We start from the raw sequence: 13,979 nt of genomic DNA on the forward strand, positions 1-13,979 counted from the left end.
CCTTGTAGAGACGTTTCATGAAACATCTCTACATTCTGGCAGTTCTAAATTAAACCCTGTTTTTTCAGATTAGATAAGGCATTTTCCGCAGCTCGTTTTTCAGCCTCCTTCTTACCACGAGCTGTTCCTTGTCCGTAAACCTTAGTACCAACAACGGAAACCGTAGCCAGATATTCTGGAGCATGATCCTCGCCTCCGATTCGTTCGGTGTCATACTTAGGTAGTACAGATCCAAAATTTGCCTGTACCAACTCTTGTAATCTATTTTTGGAATCGACATTAGAACGGATTTCCATAATCGCTTCCGGGACTGAGTTAAATAAATCTTCAAGAATCGGGCGAATTTTCTCAATGTTGCGATCGCAATCTAAATAATACGCTCCCACAACCGATTCAAAGGCACTACTCAATAAATTGGGACTTTGAAAACCACCATCCTGAATCGCTCCTCTTCCCAAGCGCATTTTAAAATCTAAACCGACTTCAATCGCAAATTTAGCCAATTGCTTTTCGTCCACTAATGCCGATCTGCGACGAGTCATTTGGTCTTCTGCCATATCTGGATAGCGAGTATAAAGATACTCACCACTAATAAAAGTCAGTAAGGCATCGCCTAAAAACTCCAAGCGCTCATTATGCTTTTCCCCAGGATGTTCGTTGACATAGGAACGGTGAGTCAACGCTTGCCGCAAAAGCTCTTCGTTCTTAAAATTTAACAATTCCAGCATTTGTTTTCAGTCTCTTGAATCTTCTAGGTGTAAAGTGCTATTTTTAAATCTGCCGTTTAAGCTGCAAGAGGTTTATTCTTAAACTTTTGCTCAATTTGGCTTAAAAAATAGAATTCATTAGCTAGTTCTCTAAGTTGCTGACTTGTATTTTTCTCACACTGAGCAATTACAATCACTTTCTTCCCGTGAATCTTCAGCTCACGTACCAACGCTTTAAAATCGCCATCTCCTGAAAGCAAAATCACTGTGTTGATATCTGGCTGTTCGAGAGCCTGTTTTCTACATTCACGAATCAACTGTTCATCTGTCCGATTTGGCTTGTTTTTGGAGGAAGGAACATTGATAGATTGAAAACCTTCACAAAAGAGTTTCTCTTGCAGTTCCCTGTTCTTTTCTAAGTTCCAATCCGAGTAAACTTTTTTGAGTGTGATGTTTCCCTGGCGGTAAGCAAAACCCACCAAACACTGAATTTGCTCTTCCGTTGCTCTGGTATTTTGCCAATCCTAAAAAATAGCTACACGCGAAATGATTGAACCGCTTGCTTGCTTATTTCCCATTGCTTCTGTTGATTTCGTGAAGCAGTATCAGAAGGTCAATATATATCTCAGCCTGACATTTCAGACAAATCTGAAAGGTTAGTTCGGTAACGGTTGCCGTCTCAAAATCCGCAGATCAATTGACTGCGGCGCATGAAGCGAAAACCCAAGCATAAAATTTTTTTGAACTCTGTAGCTGCTTTAGTTTATACTATGACACTGTTGTGATATTTTTGTCAATAGTAATTGGGTAATATATGGCTACAAGAAACAATATTTGCTAATATACAGTCTCTAAATGTAAGAAAATTCCCACTACGCCGAGTTTTAATATAACTTAACTGAAAATAAATTTACTCAGTTAACTAGATTGTATTTTTAAGAATTCGCATATCTCTTGGGGAATATTTTCATTAGATTCAGCTATTTATTAGCTAAAAAAACGATTTGTCAGATAAAAACTCAGGCTTGCTAGACGTAAATCGTTGTAAGTCCTGTTTTTTGACGATAACATGGAATAATTACCTTACCAGCTTGTCACACCACATTTGGTGTCATTTTTTTTATGGAAATACAATTAATCAACATTGGTTTCGGTAACATCGTGTCTGCCAACCGAGTAGTTGCCATCGTTAGTCCAGAGTCTGCCCCAATTAAACGGATCATTACCGATGCACGGGATAGAGGTCAATTAGTGGATGCAACTTACGGCCGTCGCACCAGGGCGGTAATTATCACTGATTCTAGCCACGTCATTCTTTCAGCGATTCAACCAGAAACGGTAGCGAATCGGTTTGTGATTTCCCGCGATCACCATACTGTAGAGAACTGATTTAAGATAGGTGAAACAATTTTGGATTTGAGATTTGCAATTTTAGGTTGACTCCACCAAGCAGGAGATATATGGCAACAGCCTTGGCAGTTCAGGCATTCTTGATTGCTTGAAGTCCTTGAAAAAATGGGTTCCCACAGGCTAAACGCCCAGCTACGGCTTTAAGCGTATAGCTAAAGCATAAGTTCCGCTAACGCGGATGCCCTCTGGGCTTTACAGCACTTTGCTATCTTAAGGATTTTAGATTAACGTTAGCGCCGTGTCAGCAGCGTAGCGAGTATTTTAGATTTGAGAGTAGGCATAGCAGCCTTGCTCAAACCAAAAAAAACTAATCCAAAATCCAAAATCCAAAATCTAAAATGGGTACAGTCAATAACACTACCCTATTTGCACCACATCAGCAGTACCATGTGAATTAGACAAGTTTTCTGTCACCCGTGCTACAAATTCGTTCGTCAACATTTTTTCTGATAACGAAAACACAGCTAAGGACTCATGAATAATGTCTAATAATTAATTCACAGTTTGAACGGATGATGCAAGTTTTACCTATCCAGAGTGATGCTCCCACCAAACCAAGCCCCTCTCCAGGCAGGCTAATTGTTTTAACTGGCCCCAGTGGGGTTGGTAAAGGCACTTTAATGCAAGAACTGTTAAAACGTCATCCAGAACTTTATTATTCTGTATCCGTGACGACGCGTTCTCCTCGTCCAGGAGAAATTAACGGCGAAAATTATTACTTTATTAGCCGCAGTAAGTTTGAACAATTAGTTGCCCAAGGCGAGTTCTTGGAGTGGGCAGAATTTGCGGGTAATTATTACGGTACTCCCCGTGAAGCTGTGCTTAACCAAGTTCAATCTGGCAAGTTAGTAGTGCTAGAAATTGAGCTAGCAGGGGCCAGACAAATCCGGACTTCCTTTCCTAGCGCTCTCAGCATTTTTATTTTACCGCCTTCTCTGAACGAATTGGAGAGCCGCATACGTGGCCGCGCCCAAGATTCTGAAGAAGCGATCGCTCGTCGCCTACACCGCGCCCAAGTAGAAATCCAAGCCGCAGACGAATTTGATGTTCAAATCGTTAATGACGAATTAGAAAATGCTCTCAACGCTATAGAAGCGACTTTATTTGGATAGTCGGAAACTCTTCGATACTAAGCATTGCTCACCCCAAACTAAAAAAAACACAGAAAAAAAGCGCAGCTTTTCCTCTGTGTTCTGAAAATAACAAATAGGACATTAGGCATGGGTAATACTAAAAAATAACTCACAATTAGCTATTACCAATGCCCAATGCCCAATTATGCAAAAATTAAATTAACCAAATAGAGCTTGAATCAGTCCCAAATTGCTAGTCAAGAAATAAGCGACTACTGCGCCGCCAATGCCACCAATCAAGAAAGAGCTGGCAAAATTATTCCAGCTTTCTTTGGAGTTAAAAGCGTCTACTGGTGGGTTAGGGACAGTTACACTAGCAAGTGCTTTGTCAGGATTGCTATTAGCATACAGAGATAGGCAGGCAGTGAGAATCACAACCAAACCGATTGCTCCCAATAACCCGGCTAAATTAGCATTTGTGGCATTACGTAGAGGACCCAATTTAGCGAAAGGTCCAAATAGCAAGTAACCATGAGCCATGCCTACTTCTAAGCCACGTCTAGAAGGATTGAGACCTTGACGATAGGCGGGCAAGTTATTGATGAACCACTTCACTAAAGGAGAGGAATTAATTGGGGTTTCTAGGTTTCCTTGTTGAGGATCACGACCTGCTGGAGAAACAACTTCATTATTTCTAGGATCGCTGGGGCGATTTTTCGATGAATTTACTGCTTGCGCCATATTTTGTATTCGCCTCTAAATTAGGATGGGGGCATTTTTACATTATTAATAATAATTGTAGCCAAATATGTTTTTTGCCTGGGAAGTTTAGAAAAATTAATTTACCTGCTCTTATTAAACTATGAAACTCGCAAGCCATTTACAGCATTACGAGTTTCACAAGCTATATTTCCTGCTAATTTGAGTCAGACTTTCGCCTAATTAGACTCAGTAATCCAATTACACAATATTCAGCATGAAATTCCATTTTCCACTTATGGTAGTGGGTGGAAAAGTAAGTCAGGGAAAAAGCGGTTAAATTCAATTAAAATCCCGGCTGTAATGGTGAGCCAAATAGTAGCTGCCACGGGAGCCGTAGAAAGAAATGTGATGAAATAGGACGATTGAGCGCCTTTTTCTTCTGCCATGAATTTAGTCTCCAAAACAAATGAATTGAGTTAGTCAGAATTAACGGGGAGAAACAGTAATTTCTGAATCTTTAGCGGTTAATTCGCCTGAAACAAGTTCTTTAAGCGCTGCCACAGGCCAAGCAAAGCCTCTGGCAATAATAGGTAGAGCCAAACCGAGATCGATTTGGATTTCTTTAGCTTCGGTATCTGATTCCTTTTTGATGGCTTGCAGGTAAGCACGGCCTACCCAACCAATCCAACCAGCAATATACAAAAAGAGAATGCTGGGAATTAGGAAGTCACCAGCCCGATCTAGGCGACCATCAACAATTAAGTGAGGGTAGCCTTCTGGACCACACAGTGCCTGAGAATAACGCTCAAACCGCTTTTTCCCAGATTCGGGGTCGGCGGTGGTGTTACGGGCATTCTTTGCTAGCTCTTGAAAGGCGGGAGAGTCTTTACAGGGGACTAAATTAGCACCAAGCGCTTGGGCTGGGGGGGCAAAATTAGACCAAAGACAAATCGCTAAAATCAAAGCAAACAATCGTCTCATAGATTTGTTTCCTTTTATTACAAAACAGAAAGTTCTTTGTACAAAACGAAGCGGCTTGTACAGTGTTTTATTTGCATAACTAGCTAGTAATCATACTCTTGGCCGGGAACCGAGTAAAGTTGAAGTAAATAAAAGTTAAAGCTTCTCCAACAAATCGTTACTTAACACAACCTGATCATGGCAACTGTTTTAGCAATAGAAACCAGCTGCGATGAAACTGCTGTCGCAATTGTTAACAATCGTGAAGTTTATAGCAGTATCGTAGCTTCCCAAATTGCAGTTCATAGTCAATATGGCGGGGTAGTGCCAGAGGTGGCATCCCGGCAACATCTAGAAACAATCAATCAGGCGATCGCACAAGCATTAGAGCAAGCCCAACTGAACTGGGAGCAAATCGATGGTATTGCCGCTACCTGCGCCCCTGGACTCGTAGGAGCGCTCTTAGTAGGGTTAACTACTGCCAAAACTTTAGCCATGTTACACAACAAGCCATTTTTGGGAGTGCATCACCTCGAAGGTCACATTTACGCAACTTATTTGAGTGAACCAACTTTAAATCCCCCATTTCTTAGCTTACTCGTTTCCGGCGGACATACAAGCTTGATTTATGTAAAGGATTGTGGAGTTTACGAAACTTTAGGTGAAACTCGTGATGATGCTGCCGGTGAAGCCTTTGATAAAGTCGCCCGGTTGTTAAAACTGGGTTATCCCGGTGGACCGATGATTGACCAACTAGCACAAACAGGAAATCCCCGCGCCTTTACTTTGCCAGAAGGGAAAGTTTCTTTACCGGGTGGGGGATATCATCGCTATGACAGCAGTTTTAGTGGGTTAAAGACGGCGGTACTGCGGTTAGTGCAGCAATTAGAGAAAGATGAAAAACCAGTACCAGTCACTGATTTAGCCGCTAGTTTTCAGGAAACCGTAGCGCGATCGCTGACCAAAAGAGCGATCGCCTGCGCCCTGGATTATAATCTCAACACCATTGCCATAGGTGGAGGGGTAGCAGCTAACAGCAGCCTGAGAAAAATCTTACAGACAACCGCCGCCGAGCATAACCTGCGTGTCCTCTTCCCACCCCTAAAATACTGTACCGATAACGCCGCTATGATTGCCTGCGCCGCCTCTCATCACCTAAAACTTGGTCATACATCACCTTTGACTTTAGGTGTTGAGTCTAGATTGCCACTCAGCCAAGTAATGAAATTGTATTAATTCGTAATGCTCCCTTCGGGAGAGCTACGCTAACGTAATTCGTAATTCGTAATTCGTAATTCGTAATTCGTAATTACAGGAAAAAGCCTAATTGTTTGTAGGGTGTGTTGTCGCGCAGCGCAACGCACCATCCCAGATTTTCGGTACTTCCACTCAACACTTGGTGTCCGGGCGGGCTTACTAAGGATTTTGACGAACCACAGACTGACTACTTAAACCCGCCCCTACCCACTCTCTTCACTCAGCACTTTTGACCTAATATGAGCCGCGACCGCATCGGGCTGTTCTAACATTGCCAAGTGACCACAATCAGGAATTTCAATCACATTATCGCCAGTATATTGAAAAAGCCGATGAAAACTAGCTAAATGGCGAACATACTTGGGTTCCATCACCTTGTCATCAGTTCCAGCCAAAAAATACACTGGCTGCTGCAATTGAGACACTAGCTGAGGTAAACGGTTAATTTCTTCCTCAGTCGTGGAGTCTAGTAATGCTCCTAATGCAGCTTCTGGGTCAGCCATGACAAAATCAATCACTCGCTGGCGCGCCCAATGACGATCCAACGGACGGGCTACACTGGCTCTAGTAAATAACAAATCAATCAAGGGGATGTGAGACAGCCAGCGCGGACGGACTTGCAGAAATTTTTGACCAGCTGAACGAAACTGCTCAAAGGCTTCTTTCAGATAAATCCCACCACCTGAATTAATACATATAACGCCCTTAATACATTCAGGCATTTGAGCAGCTGCCCAAAGAGCGATTGTGCCTCCCAATGAATGCCCAATCAGCCAAGCGCTGGTAATATTCATCTGTTTGAGCAGGGCTGCTAAATCCTGAGCATAAACAGCAGGTGTATAAATAGAATCGAAAGGCAAATTAAACTCATCAATTGAGTCAGAAGTCAAGCTGAAATTAGTTTGTGTCTGACTAGAATCTGTTTCTGGCTGGGATTTTGATTCACCAAAACCTCGCAAATCATAAGATAAGCACTGTAAATCAACTGACAGGCGGGAAATTACAGGTTGCCAATACCCACGGCTATTGAGCCAACCGTGGATAAACACTAAAGCATGGGGACAGGAAGTAGGAGCTGTTAGCTCGTATGCGTGTGGAACGCCCAAGATTTCAATGGTTGCCATATTAATATCGTACCTTTAAGAACGGGTGCGACTAAATATGAAATTACATTTTCAAGTAGTGTATTTATCTTTCCAACAACCTCAGCCTCACACCCTCCGCAATTTTGTGTCCCAAATATTCAGGAATCAGGCTTTCATTCGGTCCCAATAAGTAGAGAATCAGCCGGGTGCGTCCTCGCCAAACCAGTAAATTGGCATTGACCACTAATAAGTCTTCCTGCCAGATGGTGTGCATGACTTTGTAAAATAATCCCGGTTGATTGTCGGCTTCAATTACCAGGGCGGGAAGATGAAATACTGGATCAACATAAAACTCTGTCTGTACTTGTTCTAGTCCAGTATCGAGATTAAATTCTACCGCCAGCATTTCTTCTACCTCAAACCGCCCACCTAAAGCTTCACGAATAGCACGACAAACATTTTCTGCGGTTTTCTCCGTGAGGGCTTTACTACCACGAGATACCAGGAGTTTGATAAAAACTAACATCGGTGGTCGGATTTGACCATATAGACTTAAACCATGAATGGTTAGCCCATAAGCTGCTAGGACACCAAAAATATCACTGAGCAGAAACGACTGGTTGCGGTAAGCAAAATGCAGGGCGCTTTTACTACCTTCGGACTTTAATTCAATTACGGCACGCTTTGTTTTATAAAGACGGTAAGCGAGCCGCAAATTTTGTAGTTGAATCTCACTACTAACAAATTGCTCGTAAAACTGGGGAAAGGCTCGATTAAAGCGCTTTAGAAGTTCCAGTGTCGAAGATTTTAAACCAGAAGCCATCGTTGGGTGTAGGACTCGCTTGCTTTCATCACCAGGGAAACGGGGGCTAGGAAACCCCAAAAAATTAAATCCAATTCTTGGGCTGAGATAATTATGTATGGTGTGGAGACGCGTAGCGTGCAGAACACTATTTTTTATTTCCCACATCTTAAAGATAAGGGCTGGCGACTAATTATTCCCTAATATTTCATCCCTAATTCCCAATCCCATATAATTTAAGCAATCTTCGCCACTTTTTGGGAAATTTATCCTAGCCTCCACAACAAAATGCTAAACTTGAAAATGATTGGTGTGAGACACGCCATAAAAAGCAGTCGCCATTGAAAATCCCAGAAACATCTAAAAAAATTTAAGTGTGAAGGGTATTTAAGGTTTCAGCTTTGTAAAACGTGAATCAACACTCCTTTGAAAGTGGAAACCAATTTAGTTATACTACCCGAACCACGTCGGCATGGGTTTTTGGAAAACTTGGTTTAATAGTCCTGAGTCTGTAGCGACAAGTAAAACAACCTCTTTTGAAGAGCGTACAGGGTCTGTTTCGGGCGAATCTAGCCCCAATGGCGCTAGCGAAGCTTCTCAGAAGGAGACTCGCATCGTCTTTAGTACAGAGCGAGATATTGACCTGTATGAACTAGAGGAACTTTGTGATGCAGTTGGTTGGTCGCGTCGTCCCCTAAGAAAAGTAAAGAAAGCCATTGAGCATAGCTTTCTCGTCGCCTCTATGTGGCAAGTGCGAGGAAACCAAAGACGGCTCATCGGTTTTGCTCGTGCTACCTCTGACCATGCATTTAATGCCACTATATGGGATGTGGTAGTTCACCCGGACTTTCAAGGTAAAGGACTGGGTAAGGCGCTGATGAAATACGTACTCAAAAAACTTAGAAGTGAAGAGATTAGCAATGTTACTCTCTTTGCTGATCCTCATGTTCTAGATTTTTACCGGGGTATGGGTTTCATGTCTGATCCAGAAGGCATTAAAGGTATGTTTTGGTATCCGCACTAATTTTCAGCACAAATTCAGCAGATTGCTACAAAAATCAGCTATAAAGATTAAACAATCAATATTTCGGGATTTTTGCAGCATATTAGCTGATTATCTTGTCACGCTGAGTTAGCAGCACAGCCAAAACTTTCATGTCGAGCAATTGCTGTTGTCTAGACAAAAATAAAATTGTTTAGCCAATATATCTTAAACCTGCTATAATAAAATTGTTGCCCTGGTAAATCAGTGATTTCGGAAAAATCACCAAACTTTTACCAGCTAGGCTATTATTTAATTTTAATATCTGTTAGGTAAGTTAAAAAACCAGCCATCAGAATTGAGATTAATCTGTCCGGGATGTAGCGCAGCTTGGTAGCGCGCCTGCTTTGGGAGCAGGATGTCGCAGGTTCAAATCCTGTCATCCCGATTTAAATTGATGCAAAAATTGTAGGTTGGGTTAAGGGCAGTGCAACCCAACGGCACGTCTAATGCACTGTTTTAGGCTTGTCAATCCAGTAGGAGGCGTTATGGACGCTAATCGTAAAGCACCGAGAATTGAAGATGGTGCGTTGCGCTACGCGACAACACACCTTACGCACAAGAATTAGAAGTCATTTAATCATTTGTGTGTACACGATAGCTTTGTAGGGATGGGGGCTAGGGGATTAGGTTTGGCGTTGGTTTTTTCATAGACCGTGAAAAGTAAGAATAGCAAGTAGCTTATTTTTTGAGGAGTTCTTTGAGACAAATTTTTTGCGAAAAAGTAAGCAACTGTCGCAAAATGATTTTGTGTAGATTTGAGCAGATTTTCCACCAGAAACTGCTGGAACGATTAATTATGCAATTTCGTCATCTAGCTTTAAGAAAGCCAATAAAATTGTATTGAGCATATCAATTCTCTAGGAAGTTTTTGCTGATCAAGGACAAACTAACCAGCTTTAACAGCATTGTGCAGTGAATAGCAAGCCGAAATCAAGAAAACAAACACACAGCGATCGCACTACCAGAGAAATTCTCAAAATGGTAAAATAGTGATTCTTGAGGAATAATTGTTCATCTTGAACCGCAAAAACAAATTTTTCACATTTTAAAGAGATTGCTATATAACTAAAACTAGTTAGTGTGGTGCTAATCCAACCATTCGTCTGTCTTAATTTAATTATTGATGCCGAGGAGTCATTATGAAAGCATTAGTTCGCTGGGGCGCAACATTAGGCCTAGTGGGAAGTACTTTACTAGGATCGGTTTTTGCAGGGAGTTTCCCCGTCCTGGCTTTGACAGAACAGCAAATCAAAGAAAAATTGGATTCAGTTCCTGTATATCTAGTCACTAATAAAGAAGGTTTACCACTGAGCCGTCCCTTACCAAATGCTGAAAAACCTGGTGGTTCGGTAACGGGTGTTTATATGAGCCGACAGGAAGCACAAAGTTTTATTAAGGAACTACAGGGTGTTCAAGGCAAAGACCCGAAAATACAACAAATGGTCAAAAGCCTACAAGTAACCGCAGTACCTTTAGGCGTTATTTATGAACAATTACAACAAAGTAAAAACCAGTCAGAACGCCTGCTATTTGCCTTTAAACCTGTAGAACGGGAAATCAAGGGGGCAATGGAATTATTGCGTCAAAGTGGTCAACAGGTCAATCAGTTTACCAGTGTGCCTATTTTTGCTGTCAGATTTTCACCAGATCAGGGTTATGTACCCATTCAATTGACATCTGACAAAGAGCAACTGATTCCTTTATTTTTAAGTAAGCAAGATGCACAAGGCTTGTTAACCAAAATCAAGCCCCAGTTTCCTAAAGCGGATATTCAGGTAATCGATATAGACGGGGTGATTAAAACACTACAGGATAAAAATGATGCTTGGCTAAACCAAGTGGTTTTAGTCCCATCCCAAGAATCTAGAGAATATATCCAGACTTTACCTACAGAAAACGCGCCCAAAACTGCACCAGCAAGACCCCAGCAACGGTAAGCAATGGCAGAAAAACAGCTACAGGTAGTTTCCGGTTTACGGCTTTGGCGGTGGCGTAATCAAGCGATTTCCGATGCGATCGCTCATAATATTTCACCGGCTGAGGTAGATTGGTTACTTCTGGAAGTAGCTGGGTTAGACCGCTTGTCACTGCGTTTAGAATCTTTTAAAGAGCAGCCTGAGATTCAAATGGCGTTACCTTTAGAAGATTTAGAGCAATTGTGGCACAGACGATTAAATGAACGCTTGCCGGTACAGTACATTACTGGAGTTACGCCTTGGCGAAAGTTTAAAATCGCCGTGTCAAATGCGGTGTTGATTCCCAGACCGGAAACTGAGTATTTAATTGATCTAGCTGTGGCTGCTGCTACTAATAGTGGCGCAGCCCCACTCCTCAATTCAGAACATTGGGCTGATTTGGGTACTGGTAGCGGTGCGATCGCCTTGGGTTTAGCAGATGCTTTCCCAAAAGCGACAATTCACGCTGTTGATTACAGCCCAGAAGCCTTGCAAATTGCCCGTGACAATGCGCGTAATTTAGGTTTTGACAACCAGATCAAATTTTACAAAGGTTCTTGGTGGGAGCCGCTAGCAGCCCGCAAAGGTGAGTTTATTGGTATGGTGTCTAACCCACCTTATATTCCCACCAGTACCGTGACTACTTTACAACCAGAAGTAGTGAACCATGAACCACATCTAGCCCTGGATGGCGGTATTGATGGATTGGATTGTATTCGCCAGTTAATAGAAATTTCTCCCCAATATTTGCGCCCTGGTGGTGTCTGGCTAATTGAAATGATGGCGGGACAAGCCGATACTGTGCAGACACTCTTACAAAAACAAGGTAGTTACTCTAATATTCAAATTTATGCCGATTTAGCTGGGATTGAACGCTTTGCCGTAGCTTATATAAAATGACTCTAGTTTCTTTAGTTGATTTGATCGCCGGCGCACGCGCTGGTTTATTAGTTAGTTTTCCTACAGATACTGTTCCTGCACTCGCAGCTTTACCAGAACAAGCACCATTAATTTTTGAGGCTAAACAACGTAGCCAAGATAAACCGCTAATTTTGATGGGGGGTAGTGCCGAGGATTTATGGCCTTATGTTCAAGGGAGTGAAAATGAGTTGCAAATCTGGCAAGAGGTAGCACATAGACATTGGCCGGGAGCGTTGACATTGGTATTACCAGCCAGCTATAAAGTCCCAAAACAGATGAATCCCAATAATCCCAGTACAATTGGAATTCGAGTTCCTCAAAGTGCGATCGCGCAAACTATTTTGGCACAAACAGGGCCGCTTGCGACCACGAGCGCCAATTTTTCAGGTCAACAACCCTTACAAAGTTTAGCTAAAATTTCTCAGCAGTTCCCTGAAGTTCTGACTCTGGAACCAACAGAATTTAACGGTGAAATTTCGGGAATTGGTGTACCTTCCACGGTGAGCAAATGGACTGGGACTAATTGGGAAATCTTACGCCAAGGTACAGTTAGACTAATTTTTTAGCGGATCAGAAAATATATATATTATATATTTACTTCATCAGTTAAACCGATTAACTATTAAATCCGTAAATTTACCTTACGCCATTGTGGTCAATTAATAAGTTAATAATTGCCAAATTATGAATTGGAGCAACTTTATATATTTAGGAGTAGGACTCACACTAGGGTTGGGTATTCAGAGAGTATTTACTCGGTCATTCAATAACTCCTCTAGCTTACCCCCAATCAAAGCGGCAGAACAACCGCAAGTTTCGGAACTCCTACAACAGATTAAGCAAACGCAGCTAGCGTACCAAATGGCGCAAGAAATGAGCCTGTTTAAAGCAGGTTTTTTGGCGCGAACTACCCATGAATTGCGATCGCCTCTGAATGGTTTAATTGGCTTACATCAGTTAATTCTGGAAGATTTGTGTGAAAATCCCGAAGAGGAGCGAGAATTTATTACTCAAGCTCACGAAAGAGCGCTGAAACTCCTACACCTGATTGATGAAATTCTCAACATCGCCAGAACAGAACACGGGACTAATAAATTAGATATTCAACCGCACTGTCTGGCCAAAGTTTTGCAGGAAGTGAATAATTTAACTTATATGCTGGCAGCAAATCGCAATTTTCCTTTGCGGATTGTGCTTCCCGATCCAGAAATTTATGTTTTGGTAGATTACCGATGGCTACGCCAAATATTAGTAAATTTAGTAGACACTGCCATTGCTCAAATGCAGTTCGGCAGTATCTGTCTTTCCAGTAGTTTCTCACCTACAAATAATACTCTTTACATTTGGCTGGATGTGCCTATCCATGCTTTAACTGCAAGCGAGTCCATTGATTTAATGAAATCTGGAGTTGAGATTTCTCAGATTGATCACAATAACACGACATTTTCACCAGGAATGAATTTATTACTCAACCAAACTTTACTGGAAGTGATGGGAGGAAACCTGGAAATTGTCCCATATCCAAACACTGAGGAAACAACTGAGGAATTGACTCGGTTGCAAGTTTCTATCCCCCCAGTGATTCTTGAAGCAGGACTTCAGTAATCGGCAGGTTTTCAATTTGAGATTGGTTATTTAGTACCATTGTCGTGCTGACATTGGACTGGAAACCAATTTTTTCATAAAACTCCTGTTGATGAGTTGTCATCAGATATACCCTCTCAACTCCTCTGACGCGGGGATGACTTAAAACGGTTTCGACTAATTTTCGCCCCAAACCTGTACCGCGATACTCTGGATGAATTACCACATCCCAGATAGTAGCGCGATATATCCCATCAGAAGTTGCTCTGGCAAAACCAATTAGTCGCTCTTTGTCCCAAATGCTAATCACTGGGTCGCTGTTAGCAATAGCTATACCTAAATCCTCAATACTACGGCCTTTTGCCCAAAAAGCTGCCAGATCAAATAGTTCTTGGAGTTTGTAAAGGTCTATTTCCGACTGGCGATGTTCGCTAAATTGAATTTGAGGATAGTTCATCTTGTACACCCCAATTTGGCA

15 protein-coding genes, 1 tRNA gene and 1 pseudogene are annotated in these 13,979 nt (G+C 42.0%); 9 read left to right on the forward strand and 8 right to left on the reverse strand.

The features are described 5' to 3' along the window. Positions 1-44: 44 nt before the first annotated feature. Positions 45-728, reverse strand: a complete 684-nt coding sequence (rnc, locus tag ACM0OW_RS05705; RefSeq protein WP_414549070.1) for a ribonuclease III — start codon at positions 726-728, stop codon at positions 45-47. A 56-nt stretch (positions 729-784) separates the two neighbouring features. Continuing rightward, a pseudogene (locus tag ACM0OW_RS05710) lies at positions 785-1,219 on the reverse strand (NYN domain-containing protein); the annotation flags it as partial. 610 nt (positions 1,220-1,829) lie between these two features. On the opposite strand from ACM0OW_RS05710, the gene remA reads away from it, so the two are divergent. Both remA and gmk read left to right on the forward strand, forming a co-directional pair. Continuing rightward, on the forward strand, positions 1,830-2,096 hold the full coding sequence (remA, locus tag ACM0OW_RS05715) for an extracellular matrix/biofilm regulator RemA (protein ID WP_193997704.1): 267 nt from the start codon (positions 1,830-1,832) through the stop codon (positions 2,094-2,096). 533 nt (positions 2,097-2,629) lie between these two features. Further along, the gene (gene gmk, locus ACM0OW_RS05720) at positions 2,630-3,229 is read left to right on the forward strand and encodes a guanylate kinase (RefSeq protein ID WP_414549071.1); all 600 of its coding nucleotides are present in this window, start codon (positions 2,630-2,632) and stop codon (positions 3,227-3,229) included. A gap of 180 nt (positions 3,230-3,409) precedes the next feature. Here the strand turns inward: gmk and ACM0OW_RS05725 are convergent, their stop codons facing one another. The 3 genes from ACM0OW_RS05725 to ACM0OW_RS05735 form a co-directional block, all read right to left on the reverse strand. Continuing rightward, complete coding sequence (locus tag ACM0OW_RS05725) at positions 3,410-3,931, reverse strand: photosystem I reaction center protein subunit XI (RefSeq protein ID WP_414549072.1); 522 nt, start codon at positions 3,929-3,931, stop codon at positions 3,410-3,412. A gap of 254 nt (positions 3,932-4,185) precedes the next feature. Further along, positions 4,186-4,338 (reverse strand): photosystem I reaction center subunit IX, encoded by a 153-nt coding sequence (gene psaJ, locus ACM0OW_RS05730; RefSeq protein WP_239729551.1) that lies wholly within the window; start codon positions 4,336-4,338, stop codon positions 4,186-4,188. A 40-nt stretch (positions 4,339-4,378) separates the two neighbouring features. Then, positions 4,379-4,873: a Photosystem I reaction center subunit III gene (locus tag ACM0OW_RS05735; RefSeq protein WP_414549073.1), complete on the reverse strand. Its 495-nt coding sequence runs from the start codon at positions 4,871-4,873 to the stop codon at positions 4,379-4,381. 177 nt (positions 4,874-5,050) lie between these two features. On the opposite strand from ACM0OW_RS05735, the gene tsaD reads away from it, so the two are divergent. Beyond that, complete coding sequence (tsaD, locus tag ACM0OW_RS05740) at positions 5,051-6,088, forward strand: tRNA (adenosine(37)-N6)-threonylcarbamoyltransferase complex transferase subunit TsaD (RefSeq protein WP_414549074.1); 1,038 nt, start codon at positions 5,051-5,053, stop codon at positions 6,086-6,088. A 224-nt stretch (positions 6,089-6,312) separates the two neighbouring features. Here tsaD and ACM0OW_RS05745 read toward each other — a convergent pair whose 3' ends face one another. Both ACM0OW_RS05745 and ACM0OW_RS05750 read right to left on the reverse strand, forming a co-directional pair. After that, a complete protein-coding gene (locus ACM0OW_RS05745) occupies positions 6,313-7,233 on the reverse strand; it encodes an alpha/beta fold hydrolase (RefSeq protein ID WP_414549075.1) in 921 nt (306 codons plus the stop codon). A gap of 64 nt (positions 7,234-7,297) precedes the next feature. After that, complete coding sequence (locus ACM0OW_RS05750) at positions 7,298-8,017, reverse strand: hypothetical protein (protein ID WP_414549185.1); 720 nt, start codon at positions 8,015-8,017, stop codon at positions 7,298-7,300. Positions 8,018-8,468: 451 nt separating this feature from the next. Between ACM0OW_RS05750 and ACM0OW_RS05755 the strand changes: the two genes are divergently transcribed. From ACM0OW_RS05755 to ACM0OW_RS05780, 6 genes are all read left to right on the forward strand, one after another. Further along, positions 8,469-9,020, forward strand: coding sequence for a GNAT family N-acetyltransferase (locus ACM0OW_RS05755; protein ID WP_414549076.1), 552 nt, complete (start codon positions 8,469-8,471; stop codon positions 9,018-9,020). Positions 9,021-9,352: 332 nt separating this feature from the next. Next, positions 9,353-9,426 (forward strand) — tRNA-Pro (locus ACM0OW_RS05760). Between the two features lie 754 nt (positions 9,427-10,180). Next, positions 10,181-10,978, forward strand: a complete 798-nt coding sequence (locus ACM0OW_RS05765; RefSeq protein WP_414549077.1) for a Tic22 family protein — start codon at positions 10,181-10,183, stop codon at positions 10,976-10,978. Between the two features lie 3 nt (positions 10,979-10,981). Continuing rightward, positions 10,982-11,896: a peptide chain release factor N(5)-glutamine methyltransferase gene (prmC, locus tag ACM0OW_RS05770; RefSeq protein ID WP_414549078.1), complete on the forward strand. Its 915-nt coding sequence runs from the start codon at positions 10,982-10,984 to the stop codon at positions 11,894-11,896. Then, complete coding sequence (locus tag ACM0OW_RS05775) at positions 11,893-12,483, forward strand: L-threonylcarbamoyladenylate synthase (RefSeq protein WP_414549079.1); 591 nt, start codon at positions 11,893-11,895, stop codon at positions 12,481-12,483. The genes prmC and ACM0OW_RS05775 overlap by 4 nt, the downstream gene beginning before the upstream one ends. Before the next feature lie 118 nt (positions 12,484-12,601). Then, positions 12,602-13,522, forward strand: coding sequence for a sensor histidine kinase (locus ACM0OW_RS05780; RefSeq protein WP_414549080.1), 921 nt, complete (start codon positions 12,602-12,604; stop codon positions 13,520-13,522). Here the strand turns inward: ACM0OW_RS05780 and ACM0OW_RS05785 are convergent. After that, complete coding sequence (locus ACM0OW_RS05785) at positions 13,485-13,958, reverse strand: GNAT family N-acetyltransferase (RefSeq protein ID WP_414549081.1); 474 nt, start codon at positions 13,956-13,958, stop codon at positions 13,485-13,487. The two genes, ACM0OW_RS05780 and ACM0OW_RS05785, sit on opposite strands and share 38 nt — an antisense overlap. Positions 13,959-13,979: the final 21 nt, after the last annotated feature.

Origin of the sequence: Anabaena sp. CCY 0017, from assembly GCF_963920885.1 — a bacterium.
GTDB lineage: Bacteria > Cyanobacteriota > Cyanobacteriia > Cyanobacteriales > Nostocaceae > Nodularia.

Coding starts and splice junctions, on each gene's coding strand:
- rnc (WP_414549070.1), bottom strand. CDS start 728: ATGCTGGAATTGTTAAATTTTAAGAACGAAGAGCTTTTGCGGCAAGCG.
- psaJ (WP_239729551.1), bottom strand. CDS start 4,338: ATGGCAGAAGAAAAAGGCGCTCAATCGTCCTATTTCATCACATTTCTT.
- ACM0OW_RS05780 (WP_414549080.1), top strand. CDS start 12,602: ATGAATTGGAGCAACTTTATATATTTAGGAGTAGGACTCACACTAGGG.
- ACM0OW_RS05735 (WP_414549073.1), bottom strand. CDS start 4,873: ATGAGACGATTGTTTGCTTTGATTTTAGCGATTTGTCTTTGGTCTAAT.
- ACM0OW_RS05755 (WP_414549076.1), top strand. CDS start 8,469: ATGGGTTTTTGGAAAACTTGGTTTAATAGTCCTGAGTCTGTAGCGACA.
- ACM0OW_RS05745 (WP_414549075.1), bottom strand. CDS start 7,233: ATGGCAACCATTGAAATCTTGGGCGTTCCACACGCATACGAGCTAACA.
- ACM0OW_RS05775 (WP_414549079.1), top strand. CDS start 11,893: ATGACTCTAGTTTCTTTAGTTGATTTGATCGCCGGCGCACGCGCTGGT.
- tsaD (WP_414549074.1), top strand. CDS start 5,051: ATGGCAACTGTTTTAGCAATAGAAACCAGCTGCGATGAAACTGCTGTC.
- ACM0OW_RS05785 (WP_414549081.1), bottom strand. CDS start 13,958: ATGAACTATCCTCAAATTCAATTTAGCGAACATCGCCAGTCGGAAATA.
- ACM0OW_RS05750 (WP_414549185.1), bottom strand. CDS start 8,017: ATGGCTTCTGGTTTAAAATCTTCGACACTGGAACTTCTAAAGCGCTTT.
- ACM0OW_RS05725 (WP_414549072.1), bottom strand. CDS start 3,931: ATGGCGCAAGCAGTAAATTCATCGAAAAATCGCCCCAGCGATCCTAGA.
- remA (WP_193997704.1), top strand. CDS start 1,830: ATGGAAATACAATTAATCAACATTGGTTTCGGTAACATCGTGTCTGCC.
- ACM0OW_RS05765 (WP_414549077.1), top strand. CDS start 10,181: ATGAAAGCATTAGTTCGCTGGGGCGCAACATTAGGCCTAGTGGGAAGT.
- prmC (WP_414549078.1), top strand. CDS start 10,982: ATGGCAGAAAAACAGCTACAGGTAGTTTCCGGTTTACGGCTTTGGCGG.
- gmk (WP_414549071.1), top strand. CDS start 2,630: ATGATGCAAGTTTTACCTATCCAGAGTGATGCTCCCACCAAACCAAGC.